Below are 25,729 nucleotides of genomic sequence, written 5' to 3'. Positions count from 1 at the left end.
TGACGGTGCGGTCGGACGTCCGTGGGTAACTGCGGATCCCTGTGGCAGGGGCGCGCCAGATCATTAATCGATGCCCGTTGGGCATGACTGGAGATTACCCTCGATGAAAAACTGGAAAACCAGTGCGGAACAGATTCTGACAGCCGGTCCGGTTGTTCCTGTGATTGTGATTAACAAACTGGAACACGCGGTGCCGATGGCGAAAGCCCTGGTAGCGGGTGGTGTGCGTGTACTGGAGTTGACGCTGCGTACCGACTGTGCGGTAGAGGCAATTCGCCTGATCGCGCAAGAAGTACCGGACGCTATCGTCGGTGCTGGCACGGTCACTAATCCGCAACAGCTGGCGGAAGTGACCGCAGCCGGTGCGCAGTTTGCCATCAGCCCCGGCCTGACTGAGCCGCTGCTGAAAGCCGCAACGGAAGGGACTATTCCGTTGATCCCAGGGATCAGCACCGTGTCCGAGCTGATGTTGGGGATGGATTACGGTTTGCGTGAATTTAAATTCTTCCCGGCGGAAGCTAACGGTGGGGTGAAAGCATTGCAGGCGATTGCTGGTCCGTTCGGCAAGATCCGTTTCTGCCCGACCGGCGGGATCTCGCTGAAGAATTACCGCGACTATCTGGCGCTGAAAAGCGTGCTGTGTGTTGGTGGTTCCTGGCTGGTGCCAGCCGATGCGCTGGAAAGCGGTGATTACGATCGCATCACGGCGTTGGCGCGTGAGGCCGTTGCTGGCGCGACAGCCTGACCGACCGACGTTTTCCTTTCTTAAGGCTTGCAGGCCCGCGTCAGCGGGCTTTTTTGTTCTTACTCGGTGGAGCGGTAAAGCGTTTTACCTTTGTTCGGGGCACTGCGGTCGTGACCATCAACAGCCGTCTGGTTCTGGTGGTCTTGGGGGAGGAGTCAGGCCCACGCGACAGCATGAGCCTGATGTCTATTAGCCGCTTACTTTAACGGCTGACGCGACGGTTTTTGCCAGTTGTACGGCGGTATCCGTATTATCGGCGGTCGCCAGCGCGACACCCATACGACGACGGCCGCTGATGTCCGGTTTGCCGAACAGACGAATCTGGGTATAGGGCTGCAATGCCTGCTCCAGCCCTTGATAACGTACATCGTTGCTGGTCAGTTCTGGCAGGATAACCGCGGAAGCTGACGGGCCGTACTGGCGGATCGCGCCAATCGGCAGGCCGAGAAACGCACGAACATGCAGCGCAAATTCGGACAGATCCTGCGAAATGAGCGTTACCATGCCGGTATCGTGTGGGCGTGGCGATACTTCACTGAAGATAACCTCGTCGCCACAAATAAACAGTTCCACACCAAACAGGCCGAAACCGCCCAGCGCTTTCACCACGTTACCGGCAATCTCTTTGGCCCGCGTTAGTGCCAGTTCACTCATCTGCTGCGGTTGCCAGGATTCGCGGTAATCACCGTCTTCCTGACGATGGCCGATCGGTTCGCAAAAGTGCAGACCGTCAGCCGCATGGATGGTCAGCAGCGTGATTTCGAAATCGAATTTCACTAACCCTTCCACAATCACTTTCCCGCCGCCAGCCCGACCGCCTTCCTGCGCATAGCGCCAGGCGTTGTCCAGCTGTTCTGGCGACCGGATCAGGCTCTGACCTTTCCCCGATGAACTCATCACTGGTTTGACGATACAGGGAAAACCCAGCTCATGGGCAGCCTGACGGAATGCGGTTTCGTCAGCGGCAAAACGATAACTGGACGTTGGCAGACCCAGCGTTTCCGCCGCCAGTCGACGGATACCTTCACGATTCATGGTCAAACGGGTCGCTTCTGCACACGGCACCACGCGCTGGCCTTGCTGTTCCAGTGCGACCAGCATATCTGTAGCGATAGCTTCGATTTCAGGCACGATATAATCTGGGCGCTCCTGCGCGACCAGTTGCTTCAGCGCTTCGCCATCCAGCATATTGATGACGTGGCTGCGGTGGGCGACTTGCATGGCCGGGGCATCGGCGTAACGATCGACTGCGATGACTTCAATACCCAGACGCTGACACTCAATCGCCACTTCTTTTCCCAGTTCGCCGGAGCCTAACAGCATAACGCGGGTGGCTCCGGGACGCAGGGCGGTTCCCATTGTTAACATAACCTGATACCTGATGGTGTTGTAAAAAAGAGCTTGCAGTAAAAACCGGGCAGACACGAGCCCGAGCGTAGCCGCAGTATAAACGAAAACGTTTGCGTTTGGCATTACTCGCGTGCCGGTACGCAAAAGCGCGTGAAAACTCATGCAGATCTCGGCACAAGCTGGATTCCCCCGATGATTCATGACAGGCTTTGTGCATTTGCCGTCTCGCCACCGCTGGCTTGCTAGCGCAGGGCGGGGTGTAAGGCAGAGCCTGATTAATGAATGGAAAGGAGTGACGTGGATGAAAGCGCCGCAAGCCGAAAAACGCCCGCATGTGATGTCGATGCATGGCGATACCCGCATCGATAATTACTACTGGCTGCGAGATGATGAACGCAATAACCCGGATGTACTGACCTGGCTGCAGGAAGAAAATCGCTATTGCGAGCAGGTCATGTCACCCCATGCTGCGCTGCGTCAGACGTTGTATGAGGAAATGGTCGCGCGAATCCCCGGTGAAGACGTCTCCGTGCCTTACGTGAAGCGTGGTTATCGTTACCAGAGCCGCTATGAACCCGGCAAGGATTACGCTATCTATCAGCGTCAACGGGAGCAGGAGACAGGAGACGACTCCTGGCAGGTCTTGCTGGATGGCAATCAGCGGGCGGCGGGCAGCGAGTTCTATAGTCTGGGCGCGCTGGGTGTCAGCCCTGACAACCGGTTGATGAGCGTGGCGGAAGATTTGCTGTCCCGTCGGCAGTATGTGGTGACGTTTCGCGACCTCGACACCGGCGAGTGGCTGGCGGATCGGCTGGAAAATGTTTCGGCGGGTAGCGAGTGGGCAGCAGACTCTCGTACTCTCTATTATGTGCGTAAAAATCCGCAGACCTTGCTGCCTTACCAGGTTTATCGGCACCGCTTGGGCGAAGATCCGCAGCAGGACGAACTGGTGTACGAAGAAACGGACGACGCGTTCTACCTCAGCCTGGATAAAACCACGTCCGAGCGCTATATCCTGATTTACCTCGACAGCACCACCAGCACGGAAATTTTGTTGCTGGACGCTACCGACCCGCAGGCAACGCCACGTGTTTTTGTGCCGCGGCGGCCGGATCACGAGTATGTGGTCGATCATTTCCGCGACGCGTTTTATGTCCGCTCCAACAAAGACGGCAAGACCTTTGGTTTCTACCGCGCCCACGACGCCAACGAGTCGGCATGGGATGCCTTGATTGCCCCGCGTCCTGAGCGAGTACTGGAAGGATTTTCGCTGTTTGACGACTGGTACGTGGTCGAAGAGCGCGAGCGCGGGCTGACGCACATTCGCTACATTCATTGGCAGACGCAAGCATCTCGTCAGATTGCCTTTAACGACCCGGCCTATGTGACCTGGCTGAGCTATAACCCGACGCCGGAAAGCACGCAATTGCGTTACGGCTATTCCTCGATGACCACACCGATGACCATTTATGAGCTGGATATGGCGACCGGCCTTCAGGTGGTGCTCAAGCAGTCTGAGGTGAAGAACTTTGATGCCGGAAACTACCGGAGCGAACGGTTGTGGGTGACGGCCCGCGATGGCGAATTGGTGCCAGTGTCACTGGTGTATCACAAAGACTGCGAACTGGGGCAAAGCCCGCTGTTAGTCTATGGCTACGGCGCTTATAGCAGCAGTATGGATCCGGAATTCAGCAGCAGTCGTCTTAGCTTGTTGGATCGCGGCTTTGTGTATGCGCTGGCGCATATTCGCGGCGGTGGCGAGCTGGGACAGCAATGGCACGACCAGGGGCGTCTGTTCAATAAAATGAATACCTTCACGGATTTCATTGATGTCACGCAGGCGTTGCTGGCGCGTGGTTACGGCGATCCAGCGAAAATATTTGCGATGGGGGGCAGTGCGGGTGGGTTACTGATGGGGGCGGTGATCAATCTGGCACCGTCGTTGTTCAGTGGCGTGGTGGCACAGGTGCCGTTTGTCGACGTGCTTACCACTATGCTGGATGAATCCATCCCACTCACCACCGGTGAATATGACGAGTGGGGCAACCCAAACAACGCACCGGATTACCAGTACATCAAGCAATACAGCCCTTATGATAATGTTTCGGCGCAGGCGTATCCGCACCTGTTGGTGACTACCGGTTTGCATGATTCGCAGGTTCAGTACTGGGAACCGGCCAAATGGGTTGCGAAATTGCGTGAACTGAAAACGGATGACCACTTATTACTGTTGCATACCGACATGGGGTCTGGGCATGGCGGAAAATCCGGCCGTTTGGCTCAATTCGAAGATATCGCACAGGAGTTCACCTTCCTGTTAATGGTGCTGGAGCGACCATTAACACCGAAGTAACGCCTGTACGTTGGGCAGCTAATGTCTCCTGATATTCTCAAGGTAGTGGGCTTGAGGAAATAAAGGCTCGACGGGGGAGTGTTTGAAACTGCGATCACCGGGTGTCAGGAGGCAGAGGGTGATCGCAGAGATGTTGCCTTAGCGATGATGTCATTCAGTTGTTCGGAAGAACGGCGGCAACTCAGTTGGTTTCAGGCTGCGGTTGAGCCCGTTTAGCCCGCTTTTCCGCCCGTTTTTGCGCGGCGGTTTTCAGCGGTTTTTTCTTGGCATTTTTCTTGCTGTCCATTCCTTTACTCATGTTGTGCCTCGCTTGGTAAAAGGTTGGTTTGCCTGTTTATTAACCTCCTGTTTGCGCAGAGATGCAAGGGGAAAAAGTATTTTTTTGATGGCGCGTTGTGCTGGGTGTTCGGCTCAGGCGAGATGGTATGAAACGGGAATCAGGCGGTAAACAAGCGCTACCGGGCTGTATCGATAGCGCTTGTTCCGTATCCCCAGGGGTGGGGCATTATTTACTGTTTGGGTCGTAAGGCAGGGTGGAGAACTGGTGAGACATCTCCCGATAGTAGCTGACCCTTTCCCGGAAATAGGTGCGCAGGTGCGCGGGTTGTTGCTGTTCAATTTCATCCAGGATCACCGGCATGTTGTAGCGTTCACGGAATGCTACGCCGGATGCTGCCAGATCCACATTGACCTTTTCCATTTCTTCATAAGGAAGTTCGGCCAGATTGTATCCCATAATTGCCTCCTCTGTGTTGCGCCACAAAATTAATGCAGAAGTGTGAAATTGGCAAATTCTGTTACCGTGCTGTACCTCGACAAGGCGATAAGGGACTCGTATCCTTGCCGCTGATGTTGGGTTTCCTGAATAAAAGGGATCACCATAAAGGATGAAATCATGTTGAATCGTAAAATTTTTCCGGCCCTGAAAGCAGTGGTATTGATGGGCAGTCTGGTTATTTCACACTCGGCACTGGCACATGCACACCTCAAAAGCCAGACACCGGTAGCGGATAACGATACCCCGCTGCAAAAAGTGCCTTCTTCTCTGACACTGCTTTTTTCTGAAGATATCGAACCGGCGTTCAGCGGTGTTGAATTGACGTTGGCAGGGCAGACCGTGCCTGTGGGGAAAGCGACAGTAGAAAGTGGCCATCGTAATGTTCTGGTGGTGCCGCTTGAGAAGGCGCTGACGAGTGGCAGTTATCAGGTTCACTGGCATGTGTTATCGGTTGATGGTCACAAAACGGAAGGTAGCTATCGTTTTGGCGTCAAGTAATCGATGATGCTGGAGTGGCTTTACGCGGTAGTACGCTTCGGGCATTTCGCCAGTCTCATGCTGCTGGTCAGCTCGGCCTGTTACTGCACATTGCTGGCTCCTCGCACGTATCGGGGTTGGCTGGCGTTACGGTTGCAGGGCTTGATGGCGATCAGTTGCGCGGCTGCGTTATTGACCGCCATAGCCATACTGACGGTGCAAACCGGTCTGATGAGTGGCGACTGGCGTAATACTGTCAATGCCGACATTTGGCGCGCCGTATTGGGCACCCGCTTCGGGGAAATATGGCTGTGGCAGCCTGCGTTAGCACTAGTGACCGGTGTGGTGTTTTTCTGGCATAGCCGCAGCCGACAAGTGAACGTGCTGGTGCTTGGCATACTGCAATTATGCGGCATGGGGTGGGTGGGGCACGCGGCGATGCTGGATGGATGGCCGGGTATATTGCATGGCATCAGTCAGATTGTGCATTTGCTGTCTGTGACGTTTTGGGTTGGAGGGCTGCTTCCACTGCTGTTTGTGTTGCAGGATGCGCGGCTGTCGCAGACACGCGCGGACGCTATCCTGACGATGATGCGTTTTTCCCGTTATGGTCATCTGGCGGTTGCATCGGCGATCCTGACCGGGTTGGTGAATACCAGGTTGATTCTCGGCTGGCCCTTATCGGCCGCCGGGCTGTATGGCGCGTTGCTGGCCGTGAAAATTCTGCTGGTAGCCGTAATGGTGTTACTGGCGTTATTCAATCGGTATTGGGTGGTGCCGCGTTTTCGGCAGGAAAATACCGTCGCGTATGGTTATTTTCTGCGACTCACCACCGTGGAGCTGGTGTTATCCACTCTGGTCATCGCATTGGTCAGTTTTTTTGCTACGTTATCGCCAACCTAAATCGTGCAGCGTAGGAAATATGCCATGCCATATTTCACAATAAAGGAGAATATCGATACCAATCTCCTGATAACCAGACTTGATAATGAAAATAATTATCAAATCATATTTGTGAGCGTTTTTCCCATAATGAAAAGCATTATCATGGATAAATGATAATGTTTTGAATTTACAACGTAATTATTCGCTTATTGGTTAATGAAATGTTTTAAATTTCATTATTTGCAGGCATAATGCAATTCATCAGTCACCTGCCAGTAAAATAAGGAATAGTCATGTTAAAAAAAGAAATGATTCAAAAGCTCAATGAGCAGCTTAATCTCGAATTCTACTCCGCCAATTTATACCTGCAGATGAGCGCCTGGTGTGGCGACAAAGGGTTTGAAGGCGCATCGACTTTCCTGAAATCGCATTCCCGTGAAGAAATGGAACACATGCAACGTTTGTTCGATTATCTGGACGATACCGGCAGCCTGCCTGTGCTGGGTGCCATCGCTGCGCCGCCGGTTGACTTCAACTCGCTGCAGGATGTGTTCAAACTGACCTATGAACATGAACAATTGATCACCAGCAAAATCAATGAACTGGCTCATGCAGCCATGACATTGCAGGATTACTCCACCTTCAACTTCCTGCAATGGTACGTAGCGGAACAGCATGAAGAAGAAAAACTGTTCAAGTCTATCCTCGACAAGATGGGCATGGTGAATGCTCAGGAAGGCGGTCTGTTCTTTATTGATCAGGATCTGAAGAAAATGGCGACATCCGTTACGCCTTCAGCCTGATAATAGTCGGGTGGCCGAATTTTTCGGCCACCCGATTGATTGTATTTCCCTCAGTTATATTCTCTTCTTGTTTTAAACGTCACGTCTAATAATACGCCAATTCTTATTTTGCAGTCAGGTATGATGACTCTGTGCTTAAGCGCGGCTTTCTCTCCGGGTATGAGCATGTTCTCTGTATCTGGAAATAATATTTTTGGCGCGATATCCCCCCATGCTGATGCGCTATTGGATGGATATTGTTGTTTGGTGAACGCGGAACGTACCGGATGGACACGATTATTGCGGCGGCCGACGTAATAATAGCGGTGTTTCCTGGAAAAGCCTGTCTGTGCCGCTATCGGTTAGCAGTAGCACGATGCGCAGATACTCAACAGGATGAATGGCATTCACCGTATTTCCGTAAGAGAGTGAGCTGATGGCATTAAAGCAACCGGTACGTTATATATTGTCTTTAATACTGATGATGGTATATATACCCGCACTGGCAGGTCAGTCATTATGTCCTGGTAAATTTATTAATGATGAAGCCCCCAATATTTATTATGACGAAGAGATTTGTTTCACTGAGTTTGCCGTGCTTTATAGCTATGCGAATAAAGCACCGTTCATTTCTGCACAGCGTTTAACCGCTGAGCGAGTCAAGGCGGCGGGCGATATTTCCCGGCGCGATTCATTTCATGTTGAGCCATTAATACCTCAGGCTATGCGATCAGCAACGGAAGATTACGAATATTCAGGATACGATCAGGGGCATATGACCCCAGCGGGGGATATGCCAAATTCTCTGGCGCAGCATGAGTCTTTTTCCATGTCGAATATGACGCCGCAGTTACCAAAACTGAACCGCGTATCCTGGCGTAAAATCGAAGCATCGGTGCGTAAACTGGCATTACAGGATGGCGAAGTATGGGTGGTAACGGGAGCCATATTCGGCAGCAAGAGAATCGGCAACGGTGTATCGGTGCCGACCCTGATCTATAAAGCGGTCAGGAGTCGGTCGGTCCAACGGGTATTTGTGGGGGATAACTCGACCGGCGTTGTCACCTGTCTGTCCATCAGCGACTTTTCCGCCAGGTATTCCATCGACCCGTTTCCGGTTCGGTAAATAGAGAGAACAGCCCTGAATACCGATGGCAGGAACAGCGCTGAATGCAGCCAATTTGTACGGCACTGCGGGTTAAACCGATCGGCGATAGCGATCAATTCCAATAAATTGATCTGTAAAAACGTCTATAAAATAACCGTTCATAATGACATGATATTACTGTTAAACGCTAATTTGAACGCCAGGGAAACGACCCACTGAGCAATCAGTGGGTTTTTAACATACCTGCTCGGTGATTACCGGACGGTTAATATCATAATGACTCATTTATTATAATGCCGAGCTATACCCGTCATACTTCAAGTTACAGATGCATTGGCTTTATTACTCGGCCCATCCCTGGGCCTCGCCCCTTCGGGGCCGCGGTAAACCGCGTTCAACGCTGCTCCCGGCAGCGTTGTCGCTCACCCTAGTCACTTACTTGTGTAAGCTCCTGGGGATTCGCTGCGTCGCCGCGTTACAAGGCTCATTCTGAGCCTTGCCCTAAAGGGCCAACGCGTTGCGTTGTTCAACACGCGAGCGTGTTGTCCTGCAACTCGAATTATTTTGGGGATAAGCAAATTTATCCGCGCTCAGCCTTTAATGTGGACTTAATAAATTCCCCCGATATGGTGCGCGGGTATATTGTCATGCCATAAAAAAAGACCGAACACGATTCCTGTGCCCGGTCTAGGGAAATGGCTCTTGGGAGAGAGCCGTGCGCTAAAAGTTGGCATTTGTTGCAGGCTGCATCACAGCCCGCACTTTAAGCGTAGACGACTCACTTTCGTTTTCCAGTCTGGCCCGATTTTTGACGGCCAATTCTGAAACAATCTGTACACTTTGTGACAACTAGCGCAAACCCGTATATTCGCGATCCACACTCTCTTCAGAAGTGCTATGGCGCTACTGGCAGAGGGTTTTGGCCCGATCGATAAAGGGCTGCAAACTCATCTTTTGTCCCGGATTCTGTGGGTCTTCCAGAAGAATGGTTTCCAGCGGGCGAGCGGCGACCTTGCCCGTCTTGACCTGTTCACGCGCCACGTCATTGAGCGGATATTGCACCAGTGTACTGGGATTGATCACGTACATCGCGTCACCGGGGCGGCAGATCAACTGAACTTCTTCACGATTGAACGCCCAGCGGGAACCATATTCCAGCTTGCTCAGGTTAGCCAACTGCGGCGCGGCCAATGCCTGAACAGACAGTACAGAGACAATCAGAGACAGCACTACTTTTTTCATTGTGATATTCCATGTAAAGCCCCCGGAGGGAGATGCCCGGCGGGCAAAACGAGGCGCGTCATGAACAGACGACGAGCCGCAAGCCTTAACGTGCGATCATAGCGGCGGGGTTTGATGAAGTCGAGTCAGCCAGACCCGCATTGATGTTATCCATGAGTCGGTGGCTTGCCGACTAAAAACAAACGCACGCGGCGTTATCTGGGGAACGCAGTTACCGGCAGTGATGTCCTGGTTTCCTGTCCGTACAAAGTGAGAATACGCGATATCTTCATCGTTATTACCTATTGAATAGATAATTATATTAAGAATGCGTGTTTGTTTACCTGGTTGATTATCTTTGTATAATTCACGCTAAGAATTTCAGGGAGATGATTGTTGATCATCAATAACGTTACATTAAATAGGGAGTCAAAGAGGCAATGAGTAAATTTAAACTATTTTTATTGATGACAATCGCATCGCTGATGCCGCTGAAAGGTATTGCAGAAACGTCAGCGAATCCTTCACGCATCCCGGCAATTAAACTTATCACCACGCCGGATAATCATTCAGCGTATCAGAAGGGAACTATTCCTGTATTGGATAAAATACCCTCACAGAACTTCTGGATTAATAACTCGGTTGAGGAGTGGGAAAAAAACACGCACCCCGCGCCGAGAAAACAATATGTCATTACACTGAAAGGTAAGCTGAAATTCAAAGTGAGTGATGGTTCTACGTTTATTCTGTCACCGGGAACGGTTCTGCTGGCTGAGGATACCAATGGCGAAGGGCACAGTTGGGAACTGATAGACGGTGACGAATGGGTCAGGGTTTATATTCCGATGACCGATAGTACTGATTATTTTGTCGCCGACAAATAATCGTTTCTGGTCTGCCGCAGGCGGATAGCATAGTTACCGTATTCATGTGGATACAGGTATTGGATGCGCTCTGAATGACTGTTCGGGCGCTTTTTTATTTCCCGTCAAAAAACGTCGTTATTCTTCTGCCTGGCGTGGTTGTCAATTTCTTGTCACTCCTTCATGACATTGTCTATTTTGCCGTGTTCGGTATCGGGCCATGACCGCCAGATACGGGGCATGACCACGGCACACGGCAAAGTAAGCGATGCATCTTGTGCTACGCTTTTATTGGCATAGCTAATCACTGCTGTTACACATCGATTGCGGAACACCGCCTAATGCGCGACTGACAGAGAGGACACAATGGGAATCATTTCATGGATTATTTTCGGTCTGATTGCCGGTATCCTGGCAAAGTGGATTATGCCGGGCAGGGATGGCGGTGGTTTTATCATGACCGTGTTGCTGGGGGTGGTCGGTGCGGTGGTCGGTGGCTGGATCAGCACGTTCTTTGGTTTTGGCAAAGTCGATGGTTTTAATATCGGCAGCTTTGCGGTGGCGGTAATCGGTGCCATTGTCGTGCTATGGATTTATCGTAGAGTGCGTAGCTGATGCAGAGGAGCGACAGTATTCCGCCAGATGGCCGCGTTTTTTGCCTGTCATAATCAACCGGATATTATTCGATAACAACAGGTTGTGCAATATTGCGCAACCTGTTGTTGCTGTTTAACGTCGTGACCCTTGGCTGAGCGAAACAGCCAGTATCGATAGCAGTATTAATGCGGCAACGGGCGGTAATACCGTCCAGACGGCGCGTTCGACGTAGGGCATTCCTTCCGCCAGTACTCGCCCCCATTCCGGTGTCGGCGGTTGTTCACCTAATCCCAGAAATCCTAGTGATGCTAATGACAGCGCGATGCCGGGCAAGCGGAGCATAGCATGGCGGGTGACCGGCCCGATCAGTGCGGGAATGACATAACGCATCAGGCTGCGGAAGCGGCTAAGGCCCAACAGCGGCGTGATGCGAATGTAGGGTTGGGCGGTGATTTCGGTTACCAGCGACGCGGTGTGTGTTGCCAGCGGAGCCCAGGCAACCAGCGCCACGGCAAGCGCCGCACCTGATATAGACGGGCCGTACAATGCGGCGACGACCATACCGACGATCACTGGCGGCATGGCGTTAGCGACTTCAGCCGGGCCGCAGAACAAGCGAGGAAACAACCCGAGGAACAGGCCGAGCAGCAGGCAGCAGAGTGTCACTGCCAGCGCGGTGAGCAGGGTGGATAGTGCGCCGTGCGCAACCCGCGCCAGCATGTCGCGGCCAGTGGCATCCGCGCCGAACGGCAACGACCAGCCAGGAGGTTGCAGGCGAGCAAAGTCAGAGCCAAAGGGATCACGCGGCAGGCCGGTAAGCACGATCGCCGCCAGCAGCAACGCCATGAACAGGGGAAGACGGTAATGACGGCGCGTCACGTTAATGACGCTAGCAGGCGTAGAAAGAGAGCCGTTTTCCAGCGCATGACCGAGCAGGCAGCGGCGCAGTAGTGTCGAGCCCATCCCGGTGATCACCGCGATAACCAGTAGAATCAGCACGCCGCATTGCAATGCCGGTAGATCCTGAGCCGCCGCTGCGCCCAGTGTCGCCCGCCCCAGTCCGGGAATGGCAAACACCTTTTCCACCGCGACCGCGCCGCCGGTCAGCCCGACCAGTACCAGACTGACCTGTGGCAGGACTGAGGGCAAGGCGCGACGAACAACGCCCAGCAGGCAGTCACGGCGGGAAAAGCCCGCCATATGCCAGGTCAGCAGCCAGGGTTCGCTGAATGTGGTGGTCAACGCATCGCTGAACAGTTTACCCAGCAAACCGCCTGCCGGAATACCTAACGCCAGCGCGGGGAGAATCAGGTGTTGCCATGATTGCCAGCCATAAGGCGGCAACAGCTTCAGCCAGACAGCACCGATGACCAGCAGAAACGACGCCAGCAGAAACTCTGGCATGGCGGTAAAGGTGGTGGCTAGTGCACCGTTGCTGCGTCGGTTATTGCCGAGCAGCCCGCGCTGTAGGGTTGACCCACTCAACAACAGGGCCAGCAGAAACGCTACCGCCAGGGCGGCCAACATCAGTGTGAGTGACACGCCTGCGGCATCCAGCATTCCGGGTAACACCGGCTTGCCAGATACCCAGGACAGGCCAGCATCGCCGTGCAATAAACCGGTTAACCAGTGCTTCAGCAACACCCACGGCCCCTGCGCCAGCCCCAGATGCTGCCGAATGGCATCCAGCGCTTCTGCCGTGGCTTCCTGTTCGCTGGAACGGGCACGCAGCAGACTGAGCGCCGGATCGGAATCAGATAGCCAGGGCAGCAGCCCGATCAGCACGATGATGGCCAGCACGGTCAACAGGCGAGAGATGATGACCAGCAGCGATGGTTGCAGGTCTGCCAGTAACCGAAACCGCGAATCACTCATGGCTTGGTGTGTGCTCCATCGATGTGCGTTTGTACGTCGATCAGGGTACGTTCACGCGGGTCCCGAATGGCCTGACGCAAGCGGGCGGACTCGCCCTGAATCACCCGTTCGTGCAGCAACGGAATGGCGGCATTTGTTGCCAGAATCCGGTTTTCGGCCGTCATGATCGCCTGGCGTCGTGCCTCTCCAGCCGGGGTGGCGGCAGCCTGTTTCAGTGCGTCATCCACCGTTGGATTACACAGTTGTGAAATATTGAATGAGCCTTTGCAGGAAAAGTCGCTATACAGGTACGCCACCGGATCGCCGGAGTCCAGCACGGTGGCTCGCGATAAAATAAAGGCATCGAAATGACCGGCCAGTGCATCTGCTTCTATTTGCGAGTACTCGCGGACTTCTTGCTTTACCGTGAAACCGGCGGCAGTCAATTGTTGAGCCAGATAGACTGCCACTTCCGGCAGTTCCGCCCGGTCGCTGAAGGTCGCCAACGTGATCGTTGCGCCATCAGGAGAGCGGGCTGCGGTGGGTGCTGCCACCGGTTGACGCAACGGCGCGGCCCATTGCACCGCCGGGCCAAGCAGCCCGGCTGCCACGTCGGCCCGGTTTTCATACACGTTCTTGACCAGAATATCCCGCTGGATCGCATCACGTGCCGCGGCCCGCAAGCTCGGATCGCTGAAAACGCCGCGTCGTGTGTTGAGGTACAGCGTGTTGGTGCGGGGCATCGGTACTTCATGTACCAGGTTTTGGTCCAGCAGTGGCGCTTGTGACACCGGTATTGCTTCCACCAGATCGGCCGTGCCGGTACGCAGCGCGGCGGTGCGGGCGGCGCTGTCTGGAACGAAGTCGACATCAATTCCCGGTGCGGTAGCTTTGCTGCCCCAGTAACCATCAAAACGATCCAGTCTGGCGCTGCTGGTGCCATTAACTTGTGTTAGCACAAACGGGCCAGTGCCGGTGTTGATCGGGCTGACCACGCCGTTGGCACCGTAAGCGGCAGGTGAGAGTAGGGTTAACTGAGGACTGGACAAGCGTTGCGGCAGCAACGGGTCACGGGTTGCGGTTTTAATCTGTACGGTGCGTGTGTCTTCCACTGTTACGTTGAGCGTCACGCCGTCAAGAATGCGTGGCTTAGGTGTCGCGCGTGTGGCAGCGGTCAGGGCATTGACCACGGCGCTGGCGTTGAAATCGCTACCGTCGTGAAACTTGACGCCGTCACGCAGGGTAAAACGCCAGGTTAGCTCATCTATCTGTTGCCAGTGGGTCGCCAGCGCGGGTTGTGCATCGCCGTTAGCGTCAAGCACCACTAGGGTTTCACCGGTGCGCCAGCGCGACAGTTTGAACGCATCATCACTGAAGGGTGACAACGCTGAACGCGGTGGCAGCAACATCGCCAGGCGAATACGCGGATTGTCCGCACCGGTGGTGGTCCCCTCCGGTTTGTCAAAACAACCGGCGAGTAACAGGGTGGATGCCAGCGTGGCGGCCATCGTCAGAGACGGGAAACGAAACATACGCATTCCTTGTGGTATTGGGAAAATCAGTCAAAAGCAGGTAGCGTTGGCACGGCCGCCAACAAAGCCTGAGTATGAAAATGGAACGGTTCGGCGAGTAAGTCAGGCAATGGACGGTCTTCCACCAGGTTGCCGTTGTACATGACCAGTACCCGCTGGCAGAGTGCCGCCACGACCGACAAGTCATGAGAAACCAGCAATAGCCCCATGCCATGACGGCGCGACAGCGTATCGAGCAGCGTGGTGATTTGTTGACGCACAGGCAGGTCAAGCCCGCTGACCGGCTCGTCCGCCAGCAGAAACGCCGGGCGCAGTGCAATGGCTCTGGCAATGGCGACCCGCTGGGCCTGGCCGCCAGATAGCGACTCGGCCCGCTGATGTAACAGGGTTAACGGTAAATCAACCTGCTCTAACACCTCACAGACCGTCTGTTTCAGGTTTTCAGTCATTCCAAGCTGGCGCAGCGGTTCGGCGATCAGCGTGAATACTGAGGCGTGTGGTGCCAGTGATCCCGCCGGGTCTTGTGGGATGTACTGCACCAGCCGCCGATACCAGCGCAATCGGGAAACGCTGCCCGAACGTACCTCGCGACCCTGACAATGCACCGAGCCCCGAATCGGCGACTCCAGCGCCAGCAGAATTTTCAGCAAGGTAGATTTGCCGCAGCCGGATGCGCCCACCAGCGCCACACGTTCCCCCGCGTGGAGATCGAGGCTGATGTGTTGCAGCGACGGGGTAGCCGCAGCCCGGCGAGTAAACACTCCTGCCGCTCGATAATGATGGCTGACCTGGTGAAGTTGCAAAAACGGGACGGCATTGAGAAGGCAAGCGGTTTGGCGCATAAGATCAACTGGCCTGTGACCATGATGCCGCGGGTGTGCGGCTCTGGCAGGGAAATGCCGTACCGACGGCGGCCTGACGCGCTGCGGACACCAGCGCACGGGTATAAGAATGACGAGGCTGTGTCAGCAACTGGCGCATGTCACCTTGCTCGACCAGTCGACCACCTTCCATCACCAGTGCACGCTGGCAGATCATGGCTGCGACCGTGATGTCGTGGGTGATGAACAGCAGGCTGGTGCGTGGGGAACATTGCAGCCGATCCTGTAAGGTTTGCAGAACCAGCGCTTGTGTGACCACATCCAGTGCGGTGGTGGGCTCGTCGGCAATCAATAACGGCCGCTCGCACAGTAACGCCAGCGCGATACAAAGGCGTTGACGCTGGCCGCCGGAGAGTTCGCCGGGGTAGCGCGTGAGCACGGCTTGCGGATCGGAAAAACCGACCGCACGCAGCAAGTCCGGTAGCGCCTGATAAGTTTGCTGGTGTTTTAGCGCCATACGCAGTTGCGCTTCAATCGTGAATAACGGGTTTAGCGACGTGGCCGAATCCTGAAAAATGGCCGCCGGGCGCTTACTAAGCGGGCGTTGTGACAACGGCAACCCCGCGACTTCATGACCCTCAAGACGGATACTGCCGCTGAGCTGACTGCCGATGGGCAGCGCGCCCAGCAGGCAACGCGCCGTCAGCGATTTACCGGAACCGGACCCCCCCAGCAGGCAAACGCGTTCGCCGGGGGCGAGGGAAAAACTGAGGTCATGAATCTTGTGCTCACCATCGATACAAAGCGCTAACTGCCTGACATCCAGCACCGGGTACTCCAAAAAGTGTGAAAATTTATTGCAATGATGTTTATGTTATAACATAACATTTAAAATAAAAACCCTTATTAAAAAGGGGAGAAAGCGGGGGCACGGCACGTGATTGGGACTGGATTGGTCGGCACGGTTTTCGGGCGGCTTTCAGCGCTGTTAACAACAGGAAAGGCATGATATAGCGAGGGGGAAAACAGCCAGCACGTGAACTGAACGGCTGGCTGGGGAGGTTAATTTTCGACGGTTTGTTTGTGGAATATTTCCCGGAAGACCGGATAGATATCGTCCTGATCGCGGATATGCTGCATGGCGAAATTGTCAAAACTGTCCTGCAACATTTCATATTCCCGCCACAGCGTCTGGTGCGAACGACGGGTAATTTCGATGTAGCTGTAGTAACGCACCACTGGCAGCAGGCGGGTGGCGAGTAATTCACGGCACAGCGGCGAATCGTCGGCCCAGTTGTCGCCGTCGGACGCTTGCGCGGCGTAAATGTTCCATTGTGCAGGGTCGTAGCGTTCTTTGACCACATCCTCCATCAGTTTCAGGGCGCTGGAGACGATGGTGCCGCCAGTTTCCTGAGAGTAGAAGAACTCCTGCTCGTCCACTTCCTTGGCCTGCGTATGGTGGCGGATATACACCACTTCCACGTTTTTATAGGTACGGCTCAGGAACAGATACAACAGGATGTAAAAACGTTTGGCGATGTCCTTGGTGGCTTGATCCATAGAACCGGACACGTCCATCAAACAGAACATTACCGCCTGACTTGACGGTTCCGGCCGACGTTCGTAGTTCTTGTAACGCAAATCAAACGTATCGATAAACGGTACGCTAGCAATGCGCTGGCGCAGCTCGGCGATTTCCTGCCGCAGTCGCTCCTCCTCCAGCAACTGGGCTGGCTCGGTGTTCTCCAGCAACGCCAGGTCGTCTTCCCGCTGGTGAAGTTCGCGTCGTTTACCCGCAGTCATCGCCATGCGGCGTGCCAGCGAGTTTTGCAGCGAACGCACCACGCTGATATTGGCGGGGACACCGTTGGCGGTGTACCCCGCACGGTGGGTTTTGTACTCATTGAGTTGCCGGTGTTCGGTTTTTTTCAGGTTGGGCAGTGCCAGATCCTCGAACAAGAGGTCAAGATATTCGTCTTTGGATATCTGGAACACGAAATCATCCTGGCCTTCACCATCCTGACCGGCGTCTCCCTGACCCGATCCGCCGCCTCCGCCACCACCTTGAGGCCGCTCGATCTTGTCGTTCTGCACGAAGTGGTCGTTACCGGGGTGTACCCGGTGACGAATTCCACCCCGGCCCTGATGGAACATCGGCTCACTGATATCCGAATTGGAGATCGAAATAGACTCTCCGTTTTCCACGTCGGTAACCGAACGCTTGTTGATGGCCCCGGCAATCGACTGTTTTATTTGCGACTTGTAGCGGCGCAAAAAGCGCTGGCGGTTAACCGCGCTTTTGTTTTTGCCGTTCAAACGCCGATCAATGAAATAGGCCATGTTTCCCCCAAACGACATGCCTGTCGATGTACAGCATCAGGATGACTTCCTCACACGCAAGTACCATTCGCACAGCAAACGCACCTGTTTGCGGGTGTAGCCTTTTTCCATCATGCGATCGACAAAGTCGTCGTGTTTTTTCTGCTCTTCCGTCGAGGTTTTGGTGTTGAACGAAATCACCGGCAACAGCTCTTCGGTATTGGAGAACATCTTCTTCTCAATGACCGTGCGCAGTTTTTCATAGCTGGTCCAGTTCGGATTGCGACCACTGTTGCTGGCGCGGGCGCGCAACACGAAGTTGACGATCTCGTTGCGGAAGTCTTTCGGGTTACTGATACCCGCCGGTTTTTCGATTTTCTCCAGTTCGGCGTTCAGAGACTCACGGTCAAACAGCTGGCCGGTGTCCGGATCGCGGTATTCCTGATCCTGAATCCAGAAGTCGGCATAGGTCACGTAGCGATCAAAAATGTTCTGACCGTATTCCGAGTAAGACTCAAGGTAGGCGGTCTGAATTTCCTTGCCGATAAACTCGGCGTATTTCGGAATCAGGTAGCCTTTCAGGTGCTCCAGGTATTTTTCCGCCACATCCTGCGGGAACTGTTCCCGTTCAATCTGCTGTTCCAGCACGTAAAACAGGTGAACCGGGTTGGCCGCCACTTCGCTATGATCAAAGTTGAACACGCGGGAGAGGATCTTGAAGGCGAAACGGGTGGAAAGCCCTTTCATGCCTTCGTCGACACCGGCGTAATCGCGGTATTCCTGATACGACTTGGCCTTCGGGTCGGTATCTTTCAGGCTTTCGCCATCGTATACCCGCATTTTGGAGTAGATACTGGAATTTTCCGGATCTTTCAGCCGGGACAGAATGGAAAAACGCGCCAGTGTTTCCAGTGTACCAGGCGCGCAGGGGGCGCGGCTCAGCTCACTGTTTATCAGCAATTTGTCGTAAATTCTGACTTCGTCGGAAACCCGCAGGCAGTAAGGCACTTTGACGATGTAGACACGGTCAAGGAACGCCTCGTTATTTTTGTTGTTGCGGAACTGTACCCATTCCGACTCGTTAGAGTGCGCCAGAATGATACCGTTGAACGGCAGGGCGGCGATACCTTCGGTGCCGTTGTAGTTGCCTTCCTGAGTTGCTGTCAGCAACGGGTGGAGCACCTTGATCGGCGCCTTGAACATTTCCACAAACTCCATCACGCCTTGGTTGGCCCGGCACAGCGCGCCAGAGTAACCATAGGCGTCTGGGTCGTTCTGGGCGAAATGCTCCAGCTTACGGATGTCCACTTTCCCGACCAGCGCTGAAATGTCCTGGTTGTTTTCATCACCCGGTTCGGTTTTGGCGATAGCCAGTTGAGCCAGAATGGATGGCCACACCTTAACGACGCGGAATTTGGTGATGTCGCCACCAAACTCCTGTAACCGTTTAGCGGCCCAGGGCGACATGATGGTGCCCAGATAACGGCGCGGGATACCGTATTCTTTTTCCAGAATCGAGGCATCTTCCTGCGGGTTAAACAGACTGAGTGGATGGTCGTTGACCGGGCTGCGCTCGCCGTTGGCACTCAGTATGTAGATGGGAACGCGCTGCATCAGCGATTTCAGCCGCTCAGCCAGTGAAGATTTACCACCACCGACCGGACCCAGCAGGTAGAGGATTTGCTTCTTCTCTTCGAGCCCTTGTGCAGCGTGCTTCAGATAGGAAACGATTTGTTCGATGGCTTCTTCCATACCATAGAACTCTTCGAACGCAGGGTAGCGGGCAATTACCCGATTAGAAAACAAACGAGACAGACGCGGTTCCTGAGCGGTGTCGACCATAATCGGTTCACCGATAGCCATTAACAATCGCTCAGCGGCGTTCGCATACGCACTGCGATCCTGCTGGCAGATAGTAAGGAACTCTTGCAGAGTGAACTCTTCGTCTTTGGCAGCGTCGTAACGCTGGCGATAATGATCAAATATGTTCATAGCGTTGCCCGTCCTTCGTCGATTAACACAGAGTAAGAGAGCGAATGGTATGTATACAGCCTGTTTAATGGATGGCTCTCCCGGAAGAAGACCGCTTGCTGATATGCAGCAACCCTTATGCCAACTTTATTTGGTGGGAAGGGGTGGGCAACTGGCACCCTGCTGCACTCAGTGGAAATCCTCATCCTTGTTTAAAGCGTAGTTTGCATCCATAAAATTTCCTCTATTCTTGCGTCGCATTTTTAAGATATTTCAATGACTCACTTCGGCACAGCGGCTTACAACCGGCTTTTTTATCCCTCAACGCAGCACTGATGCGGGATGCTGGCAGGCAGACGAAATCGTTATAACTTATGTATCTTTCACATTAATGTGATGTATGTAGGACTCCGGCGCTGCTATTCTGCCGGGTGCGATCAAATTAGGGTCACATCGAAGGGGAGCGACTACCGTGAAAAAGCACGTATTAACTTTCTTAACGGCGACACTGACTGGCGCTGTTGCGGTTCCCGCTGCATTGGCGGATGAATTTGCGCTGGGCGTGGGCGCGGTTGGCGGAACAGCAATATACCGTGGCGATAGCGGGCACGTTTATCCTTTTCCAATGGTGAACTACGACAGTGAGCGTTTTTATCTGCGTGGCTTGCAAGGGGGGTATTACCTGTGGAATGACGCGCAGAACAAATTGTCACTGACAGCGTATTACAACCCGTTAGGCTTCAAACCGGGTGATAGCGATGATGACCAGATGAAGCAGCTTGAACGTCGGCGCGGAACGCTGATGGCGGGGTTATCCTACCGCTACGATGCACAATGGGGCACGTTGCGCACCATGCTGGCGGGTGACACGCTGGATTACAGCAATGGACTGGTGTGGGACTCCGCTTATCTTCACCGCTTTAACGACGGCGACTGGAGCCTGACACCGGGCGTGGGGATTACCTGGTCGAGCGAAAACCAGAACCGCTACTATTATGGTGTCACCGGCGACGAGTCGGCCCGTTCGGGGCTACGCAGTTATCAGCCGAATGATGGCTGGTCACCCTATGTCGAGCTGAATGCTGGCTATAAGATCAATTCCAGTTGGAATACCTGGGTAAATGGGCGCTATGTCCGGTTATCAGATGAGATCAAAAACAGCCCAATGGTTGATAAAAATTATAACCTGATGCTAGGTGGTGGCGTCAGTTATACCTTCTAAAGTGTATTGCGCGGTGGTTGTGCATTGGCTGCACAAAAATGGGGTGGATTCACCCCATTTGCACATTAATGGAGCAGGTAAGATTTGCTACCCTGCGATAAGGGAGGAATAACATGACGAAACAGGTAACATTTCCGGATGGAAACACCGTTCCCGCTATTGGTCAGGGAACCTGGTTCATGGGAGAAAGCGCCCAACGGCGGAGCAGTGAAGTCAGCGCGTTACAGGCCGGTATCGACGCAGGAATGACGTTGATCGATACGGCGGAAATGTACGCTGATGGCGGCGCGGAAGACGTGGTGGGAGAGGCGATACGCGGCCGCCGCGACCGTGTCTATCTGGTATCCAAAGTGTATCCGCATAACGCGGGCGGCGAGCGGGCGATTGCTGCCTGTGAGCGTAGCCTGAAACGCCTGCAAACCGATTATATCGACCTCTATTTGCTGCACTGGCGCGGTGGCATTCCGCTGGTGGATACCATCGCTGCGATGGAGGCGTTGCAACAGGCAGGCAAGATTGGGCGCTGGGGTGTTTCTAATCTGGATATCGACGACATGGAAGAACTGTGGTCCTACCAGGGAGGGGAACAGTGTCAGACCAATCAAGTGCTGTATCATCTGGCATCGCGGGGCATTGAATATGACCTGCTACCCTGGTGCCTGCAACGTCGGCTTCCCGTCATGGCCTATTGTCCGCTGGCACAAGCAGGGCAATTACGTCATGACCTGTTTGCTCATCCGGCGGTTGTGCACGTGGCACAGCGACAGGCGCTGACGCCTGCACAAGTTCTGCTGGCCTGGGTAACGCGTCAGCCAGGTGTTATCGCCATTCCCAAAGCCAGTACGCTGGCGCATGTCAACGAAAACGCCACCGCGCTTGAAGTGACGTTGTCACCTGAAGATCTCGTCATACTGGATGAGGCCTATCCCGCCCCTCGCCGCAAACAGCCACTGGATGTGGTGTAATCGAAGCATGGCTGGCGAAAGCCAGCCATGAGCAGGCAGCAAAAATAGATTATTTACGCAAGCGAATGGTGGAGGTAAGGCGTGCCGGTGCCTGAGTCGTCGCCACGAGCGGCTGGGTAACGTGCGCGGTTTCAACGCAAACAAAAGTCTGGTAGCCGTCATCAGTCATGTCGCTGATGGTACGAGACAGTTCTGCGCCTGGGTTCCAGGCCACGACGTCGCTGTGGTGAGCATGATGCACTTCAATAGTGCGCTGCAACACCGGGTCTTCAATCAGGCTGAGTGATGCTGGCTGGGTATAAATGCGATCGGTACGGGTAGCAAACGTCAGGTCGCCCTGTTGGGTATCGGTTTTGCCGTCGTTAACCTTGTCGATAAAGGTGCTGCCCAGGCCGCCGATGCTGATTTTGCTGATGTCCCCAATCTGGAAATAGGTGTGCAGCGCGCTGGTAATGCTGTAGTCGCCGTGACATTCGAGTTCCATGCGGCATTCCTGTGCGCTTACATGGAAACGTGCCAGAACGGTAAACGCGTGCGGCCAGGCGGCGCGTGTTTGTTCGGAATCACGCAGCGTGAAGGTGAGGGTAACGCCGTTCGTATCTTCGCTGTGAGAGGTGAATTCCCACGCCAGCAGGCGTCCGAAGCCGTGATTAGGTTGTGCGGCCGGGCCAAACCAGGGGAAACAGATGGGCACGCCGCCACGAATCGCCACACCGTTTTCGAATGGTGTGTTGTCGCTCAGCCACAGCACCGGTTGTTCGCCTTTGGGCTGCCAGCTGAGCAGATGGGCACCTTGCAATGCGATAGCCGCACGCACTTGCGGATGATCCACCACGATAATCGGCAGTTGGTCCAACTGACGCTGGCTAAGGTGTGTGGTGATCACGTTATTGATGGGAAGTGAATAAATTTTATCGTTCATGGTATTGGTTTTGCCTTGATGGTCTTGTTGTAGCCCCAATAAAAAAAAGGGCGACTCATGTCGCCCTTTCATCATCTGTTCATCGCCACATTATTTGGAGATGTGGGCGATCAGATCCAGAACCTTGTTAGAGTAGCCGGTTTCGTTGTCATACCAGGAAACCAGTTTCACGAAGGTGTCGCTCAGTGCGATACCAGCTTTGGCATCGAACACAGAAGTCAGTTTTTCGCCGTTGAAATCGGTGGATACCACGTCATCTTCGGTGTAACCCAGAACGCCTTTCAGCTCGCCTTCAGAAGCGGCTTTGATAGCAGCACAAATTTCTTTGTAAGTAGCCGGTTTTTCCAGACGGGCGGTCAGGTCAACCACGGATACGTTCGGGGTCGGTACGCGGAACGCCATACCAGTCAGTTTACCGTTCAGAGCCGGGATAACTTTACCTACCGCTTTAGCTGCACCGGTAGAAGACGGGATGATGTTCTGAGCAGCGCCGCGGCCGCCGCGCCAGTCTTTGTGAGACGGGCCATCAACGGTTTTCTGAGTAGCGGTAGTGGCGTGAACGGTGGTCATCAGTGCTTCAACGATACCGAATTTGTCGTTGATAACTTTTGCCAGCGGTGCCAGGCAGTTGGTGGTGCAGGAAGCGTTGGAAACGATTTCCTGACCTGCATAAGCGGTGTGGTTAACACCCATAACGAACATCGGGGTATCGTCTTTGGACGGACCGGTCAGAACCACTTTCTTGGCACCAGCCTGAATGTGTTTACGCGCGGTTTCGTCGGTCAGGAAGATACCGGTTGCTTCAGCAACCACGTCAACACCAACTTCGTTCCACTTCAGGTTAGCCGGATCTCTCTCAGCGGTAACACGGATGGTTTTGCCGTTGACAACCAGGTGACCGTCTTTCACTTCAACGGTGCCGTTGAAACGACCGTGGGTGGAGTCATATTTCAGCATGTATGCCATGTAATCCGCATCCAGCAAATCGTTGATAGCAACGATTTCGATGTCAGAACGTTCCTGGGCAGCGCGGAAAACGATACGGCCAATACGGCCAAACCCGTTGATACCTACTTTGATAGTCATATATTCCACCAGCTATTGGTTTGTGAATAAAAGGTTGGTTGTAAAATTACAAAAACCTTACTGAGCGTCAAGCGGAATCGTGTCAATCGTTGCGGTAAGTCAAAAGTCCGTTCAACAGTTGCGCGATAAACAGCTATCAGCCTAACTAAAGTGCATAACCTAATCATATGAGGAATACACAGGCATGAAAACACCCGCCATAGGTGTAATTGTGATTGAGATCACAATTAAAAGTGCCTTTGTCGCATAGGACTCAGTGTAGGTCAAAATAGGCTGTGACGGTGTTAACTTTTTGTTAGAATTATGCTTCATCGCGCTGGCGAAAAAACCGTGTTTCAGTGAGAACCTGATGACCAAGATAACTGCTTCACCACGTAATCTGGACGAGTTAACCGACCTGCAACGGCATGTCACGCAGCAGCGTGGGACGGAAAGTCCGTATACCGGCAAGCTGCTACACAACAAGCGCACCGGGGTTTACCACTGCCTGTGCTGTCATCAGCCGTTATTTTATTCCGACCATAAATATGACTCCGGCTGCGGCTGGCCGAGCTTCGACCGCCCGGTCGCGGAAGATGCCATCCGCTATCTGGAAGACAATTCCCACCATATGCAACGCATCGAAATCCGCTGTGGTCATTGTGATGCACATCTGGGGCATGTGTTCCCCGATGGTCCGCAGGACACCACCGGTGAACGTTATTGCGTGAACTCTGTATCGCTCAGCTTTATCGATACAGAAAATGGTCAACAAACGGATGGTTAACGGCGTTAATGCAATACTTTGACTTGAAACGTTTCAGCTAAAATCTGACTTCAGGGAGAAAAACATGCAGCTGGATGATTTGATAAACAGCATGACCCCGGAAATTTATCAGCGCCTGGTGACGGCGGTGGAGCTGGGAAAATGGCCGGACGGGGTGACCCTGACGGCAGAACAAAAGGAAAATGCGTTGCAAATGGTCATGCTGTGGCAGGCGCGCAATAACGCCGAGGCGGACCACATGACGATCAACACACGGGGTGAGATCGAAATGAAAAGCAAACAGGAACTCAAGCAGCGTTTTGCCGGAGACACCGTGTCGGCTTCAGCGCCTGCCGCAACCTTAAAACCGATTACTACGCTGAAACCGCAAGACTAAATGTACTCACGCCAGCACCGATAACTGGCGTGATGCGTGCATGAATTACCGGCTGAGCGACGCGGTAAACGTGGGTAAATCCATTAGCGTAGCGCCGTGTTTCTCCATGACATCCAGCGCTTGCTGGCTGTCTTTCGGATGCAGATTTACGCCGCGACAGCCATCCGTCAGCACCTCGGTCTGATAACCCAATGCCAGTGCATCCAGCACGGTATATTTGACACAGTAATCGGTTGCCAGCCCCATGATGGTCAACTGGGTAATATCTCTGGCTTTTAACCAATCATAAAGCTCGGTGCGGGTGCGGCGGCCGTTGTCGAAAAACGCGCTGTAGCTGTCGATAAAAGGATGCGTTCCTTTGCGGACCACCCAGCTTATCGCCTGCTGATTCAGCCGGGGATGAAAATCGGCACCGGGGGAGCCCTGCACGCAATGCACAGGCCACCAGATCTGTGGTAAGCCGTCCAGCTCTCCCTGATCGCCTACGCGGGTGCCGGAATTAACGGCAAAGCTGCGGTGATCCGCCGGGTGCCAGTCCTGACAGGCAATGACGATTATCCCAGCCTGTTGACAGGCGGCGATAGCCTGGTTCGCCACCGCGACCACGCTATCGCCATCCGAGACGGCTAATGCTCCGCCTGCACAGAAGTCGTTTTGGATATCCACCAGTAAGAGTGCTCTGTTCATATGGTGTTCTCCTTATTAACATTTTTATGTTCTGGATGCTGTGTGTTGG

General features: G+C 53.9%; 24 protein-coding genes. 12 read left to right on the top strand and 12 right to left on the bottom strand.

Annotation, left to right across the window (positions count from 1 at the left end; all coding sequences use genetic code 11):
* Positions 1-103: 103 nt before the first annotated feature.
* Positions 104-745 carry a bifunctional 4-hydroxy-2-oxoglutarate aldolase/2-dehydro-3-deoxy-phosphogluconate aldolase gene (locus OB87_RS13885; protein ID WP_012884856.1) on the top strand — a complete coding sequence of 214 codons (642 nt, stop codon included), beginning with the start codon at positions 104-106 and terminating at the stop codon, positions 743-745.
* A 189-nt stretch (positions 746-934) separates the two neighbouring features.
* Here OB87_RS13885 and purT read toward each other — a convergent pair whose 3' ends face one another.
* Positions 935-2,113 (bottom strand): formate-dependent phosphoribosylglycinamide formyltransferase, encoded by a 1,179-nt coding sequence (gene purT / locus OB87_RS13880; protein WP_033570021.1) that lies wholly within the window; start codon positions 2,111-2,113, stop codon positions 935-937.
* 283 nt (positions 2,114-2,396) lie between these two features.
* Here purT and OB87_RS13875 point away from each other — a divergent pair, with 283 nt between their 5' ends.
* Complete coding sequence (locus OB87_RS13875) at positions 2,397-4,448, top strand: S9 family peptidase (protein ID WP_033570020.1); 2,052 nt, start codon at positions 2,397-2,399, stop codon at positions 4,446-4,448.
* A 505-nt stretch (positions 4,449-4,953) separates the two neighbouring features.
* Here OB87_RS13875 and OB87_RS13870 read toward each other — a convergent pair.
* Entirely contained in the window at positions 4,954-5,184 is a 231-nt protein-coding gene (locus OB87_RS13870; RefSeq protein WP_033570019.1) for a DNA polymerase III subunit theta, read from the bottom strand.
* A gap of 159 nt (positions 5,185-5,343) precedes the next feature.
* Between OB87_RS13870 and copC the strand changes: the two genes are divergently transcribed.
* The 4 genes from copC (at position 5,344) to OB87_RS13850 (ending at position 8,496) form a co-directional block, all read left to right on the top strand.
* Positions 5,344-5,724, top strand: a complete 381-nt coding sequence (gene copC, locus OB87_RS13865) for a copper homeostasis periplasmic binding protein CopC (protein ID WP_033570018.1) — start codon at positions 5,344-5,346, stop codon at positions 5,722-5,724.
* 3 nt (positions 5,725-5,727) lie between these two features.
* Positions 5,728-6,606 carry a copper homeostasis membrane protein CopD gene (gene copD / locus OB87_RS13860; RefSeq protein ID WP_033570017.1) on the top strand — a complete coding sequence of 293 codons (879 nt, stop codon included), beginning with the start codon at positions 5,728-5,730 and terminating at the stop codon, positions 6,604-6,606.
* 275 nt (positions 6,607-6,881) lie between these two features.
* Positions 6,882-7,391 carry a non-heme ferritin gene (gene ftnA, locus OB87_RS13855; RefSeq protein ID WP_033570016.1) on the top strand — a complete coding sequence of 170 codons (510 nt, stop codon included), beginning with the start codon at positions 6,882-6,884 and terminating at the stop codon, positions 7,389-7,391.
* Between the two features lie 415 nt (positions 7,392-7,806).
* Positions 7,807-8,496 carry a DNA/RNA non-specific endonuclease gene (locus OB87_RS13850; RefSeq protein WP_033570015.1) on the top strand — a complete coding sequence of 230 codons (690 nt, stop codon included), beginning with the start codon at positions 7,807-7,809 and terminating at the stop codon, positions 8,494-8,496.
* Positions 8,497-9,381: 885 nt separating this feature from the next.
* Here OB87_RS13850 and OB87_RS13845 read toward each other — a convergent pair.
* Positions 9,382-9,720, bottom strand: coding sequence for a YebY family protein (locus OB87_RS13845; RefSeq protein WP_033570014.1), 339 nt, complete (start codon positions 9,718-9,720; stop codon positions 9,382-9,384).
* A 419-nt stretch (positions 9,721-10,139) separates the two neighbouring features.
* Between OB87_RS13845 and OB87_RS13840 the strand changes: the two genes are divergently transcribed.
* A complete protein-coding gene (locus OB87_RS13840; protein WP_033570013.1) occupies positions 10,140-10,583 on the top strand; it encodes a cupin domain-containing protein in 444 nt (147 codons plus the stop codon).
* Between the two features lie 345 nt (positions 10,584-10,928).
* Positions 10,929-11,177, top strand: coding sequence for a GlsB/YeaQ/YmgE family stress response membrane protein (locus tag OB87_RS13835; RefSeq protein WP_033570012.1), 249 nt, complete (start codon positions 10,929-10,931; stop codon positions 11,175-11,177).
* A 114-nt stretch (positions 11,178-11,291) separates the two neighbouring features.
* On the opposite strand, the gene OB87_RS13830 is transcribed toward OB87_RS13835, so the two are convergent.
* The 6 genes from OB87_RS13830 to yeaG all read right to left on the bottom strand — a co-directional run bounded on the left by OB87_RS13830 (position 11,292) and on the right by yeaG (position 19,677).
* Positions 11,292-13,034: an ABC transporter permease subunit gene (locus OB87_RS13830; RefSeq protein ID WP_033570011.1), complete on the bottom strand. Its 1,743-nt coding sequence runs from the start codon at positions 13,032-13,034 to the stop codon at positions 11,292-11,294.
* Positions 13,031-14,545, bottom strand: a complete 1,515-nt coding sequence (locus OB87_RS13825; protein WP_123252177.1) for an ABC transporter substrate-binding protein — start codon at positions 14,543-14,545, stop codon at positions 13,031-13,033. Before OB87_RS13825 ends, OB87_RS13830 begins: the two co-directional genes overlap by 4 nt.
* A gap of 26 nt (positions 14,546-14,571) precedes the next feature.
* Positions 14,572-15,387 carry an ABC transporter ATP-binding protein gene (locus OB87_RS13820; protein WP_033570009.1) on the bottom strand — a complete coding sequence of 272 codons (816 nt, stop codon included), beginning with the start codon at positions 15,385-15,387 and terminating at the stop codon, positions 14,572-14,574.
* Between the two features lie 4 nt (positions 15,388-15,391).
* Positions 15,392-16,195: an ATP-binding cassette domain-containing protein gene (locus OB87_RS13815; RefSeq protein WP_050515722.1), complete on the bottom strand. Its 804-nt coding sequence runs from the start codon at positions 16,193-16,195 to the stop codon at positions 15,392-15,394.
* Between the two features lie 233 nt (positions 16,196-16,428).
* Complete coding sequence (locus OB87_RS13810; RefSeq protein WP_033570046.1) at positions 16,429-17,706, bottom strand: YeaH/YhbH family protein; 1,278 nt, start codon at positions 17,704-17,706, stop codon at positions 16,429-16,431.
* Positions 17,707-17,742: 36 nt separating this feature from the next.
* Positions 17,743-19,677 carry a protein kinase YeaG gene (gene yeaG, locus OB87_RS13805; RefSeq protein ID WP_033570008.1) on the bottom strand — a complete coding sequence of 645 codons (1,935 nt, stop codon included), beginning with the start codon at positions 19,675-19,677 and terminating at the stop codon, positions 17,743-17,745.
* Between the two features lie 451 nt (positions 19,678-20,128).
* Between yeaG and OB87_RS13800 the strand changes: the two genes are divergently transcribed.
* Positions 20,129-20,878 (top strand): MipA/OmpV family protein, encoded by a 750-nt coding sequence (locus OB87_RS13800; RefSeq protein WP_033570007.1) that lies wholly within the window; start codon positions 20,129-20,131, stop codon positions 20,876-20,878.
* A gap of 113 nt (positions 20,879-20,991) precedes the next feature.
* Complete coding sequence (locus tag OB87_RS13795; protein ID WP_033570006.1) at positions 20,992-21,843, top strand: aldo/keto reductase; 852 nt, start codon at positions 20,992-20,994, stop codon at positions 21,841-21,843.
* Between the two features lie 49 nt (positions 21,844-21,892).
* On the opposite strand, the gene OB87_RS13790 is transcribed toward OB87_RS13795, so the two are convergent.
* On the bottom strand, positions 21,893-22,765 hold the full coding sequence (locus OB87_RS13790; protein WP_033570045.1) for a D-hexose-6-phosphate mutarotase: 873 nt from the start codon (positions 22,763-22,765) through the stop codon (positions 21,893-21,895).
* A 90-nt stretch (positions 22,766-22,855) separates the two neighbouring features.
* Positions 22,856-23,851 (bottom strand): glyceraldehyde-3-phosphate dehydrogenase, encoded by a 996-nt coding sequence (gene gapA / locus OB87_RS13785; RefSeq protein WP_033570005.1) that lies wholly within the window; start codon positions 23,849-23,851, stop codon positions 22,856-22,858.
* A 349-nt stretch (positions 23,852-24,200) separates the two neighbouring features.
* On the opposite strand from gapA, the gene msrB reads away from it, so the two are divergent.
* The gene (gene msrB / locus OB87_RS13780) at positions 24,201-24,617 is read left to right on the top strand and encodes a peptide-methionine (R)-S-oxide reductase MsrB (protein WP_033570044.1); all 417 of its coding nucleotides are present in this window, start codon (positions 24,201-24,203) and stop codon (positions 24,615-24,617) included.
* A gap of 64 nt (positions 24,618-24,681) precedes the next feature.
* Entirely contained in the window at positions 24,682-24,993 is a 312-nt protein-coding gene (locus OB87_RS13775) for a YeaC family protein (RefSeq protein ID WP_033570004.1), read from the top strand.
* A gap of 45 nt (positions 24,994-25,038) precedes the next feature.
* On the opposite strand, the gene pncA is transcribed toward OB87_RS13775, so the two are convergent.
* Positions 25,039-25,680 carry a bifunctional nicotinamidase/pyrazinamidase gene (gene pncA / locus OB87_RS13770; RefSeq protein ID WP_033570003.1) on the bottom strand — a complete coding sequence of 214 codons (642 nt, stop codon included), beginning with the start codon at positions 25,678-25,680 and terminating at the stop codon, positions 25,039-25,041.
* Positions 25,681-25,729: the final 49 nt, after the last annotated feature.

Source organism: Dickeya undicola, from assembly GCF_000784735.1.
Taxonomy (GTDB): Bacteria; Pseudomonadota; Gammaproteobacteria; order Enterobacterales; family Enterobacteriaceae; genus Dickeya; species Dickeya undicola.
Note: the sequence above shows the minus strand (reverse complement) of the source record. Positions and strands in the feature narration are given on the sequence as shown.

Coding starts and splice junctions, on each gene's coding strand:
- OB87_RS13885 (WP_012884856.1), top strand. CDS start 104: ATGAAAAACTGGAAAACCAGTGCGGAACAGATTCTGACAGCCGGTCCG.
- purT (WP_033570021.1), bottom strand. CDS start 2,113: ATGTTAACAATGGGAACCGCCCTGCGTCCCGGAGCCACCCGCGTTATG.
- OB87_RS13875 (WP_033570020.1), top strand. CDS start 2,397: ATGAAAGCGCCGCAAGCCGAAAAACGCCCGCATGTGATGTCGATGCAT.
- OB87_RS13870 (WP_033570019.1), bottom strand. CDS start 5,184: ATGGGATACAATCTGGCCGAACTTCCTTATGAAGAAATGGAAAAGGTC.
- copC (WP_033570018.1), top strand. CDS start 5,344: ATGTTGAATCGTAAAATTTTTCCGGCCCTGAAAGCAGTGGTATTGATG.
- copD (WP_033570017.1), top strand. CDS start 5,728: ATGATGCTGGAGTGGCTTTACGCGGTAGTACGCTTCGGGCATTTCGCC.
- ftnA (WP_033570016.1), top strand. CDS start 6,882: ATGTTAAAAAAAGAAATGATTCAAAAGCTCAATGAGCAGCTTAATCTC.
- OB87_RS13850 (WP_033570015.1), top strand. CDS start 7,807: ATGGCATTAAAGCAACCGGTACGTTATATATTGTCTTTAATACTGATG.
- OB87_RS13845 (WP_033570014.1), bottom strand. CDS start 9,720: ATGAAAAAAGTAGTGCTGTCTCTGATTGTCTCTGTACTGTCTGTTCAG.
- OB87_RS13840 (WP_033570013.1), top strand. CDS start 10,140: ATGAGTAAATTTAAACTATTTTTATTGATGACAATCGCATCGCTGATG.
- OB87_RS13835 (WP_033570012.1), top strand. CDS start 10,929: ATGGGAATCATTTCATGGATTATTTTCGGTCTGATTGCCGGTATCCTG.
- OB87_RS13830 (WP_033570011.1), bottom strand. CDS start 13,034: ATGAGTGATTCGCGGTTTCGGTTACTGGCAGACCTGCAACCATCGCTG.
- OB87_RS13825 (WP_123252177.1), bottom strand. CDS start 14,545: ATGTTTCGTTTCCCGTCTCTGACGATGGCCGCCACGCTGGCATCCACC.
- OB87_RS13820 (WP_033570009.1), bottom strand. CDS start 15,387: ATGCGCCAAACCGCTTGCCTTCTCAATGCCGTCCCGTTTTTGCAACTT.
- OB87_RS13810 (WP_033570046.1), bottom strand. CDS start 17,706: ATGGCCTATTTCATTGATCGGCGTTTGAACGGCAAAAACAAAAGCGCG.
- yeaG (WP_033570008.1), bottom strand. CDS start 19,677: ATGAACATATTTGATCATTATCGCCAGCGTTACGACGCTGCCAAAGAC.
- OB87_RS13795 (WP_033570006.1), top strand. CDS start 20,992: ATGACGAAACAGGTAACATTTCCGGATGGAAACACCGTTCCCGCTATT.
- OB87_RS13790 (WP_033570045.1), bottom strand. CDS start 22,765: ATGAACGATAAAATTTATTCACTTCCCATCAATAACGTGATCACCACA.
- gapA (WP_033570005.1), bottom strand. CDS start 23,851: ATGACTATCAAAGTAGGTATCAACGGGTTTGGCCGTATTGGCCGTATC.
- msrB (WP_033570044.1), top strand. CDS start 24,201: ATGACCAAGATAACTGCTTCACCACGTAATCTGGACGAGTTAACCGAC.
- OB87_RS13775 (WP_033570004.1), top strand. CDS start 24,682: ATGCAGCTGGATGATTTGATAAACAGCATGACCCCGGAAATTTATCAG.
- pncA (WP_033570003.1), bottom strand. CDS start 25,680: ATGAACAGAGCACTCTTACTGGTGGATATCCAAAACGACTTCTGTGCA.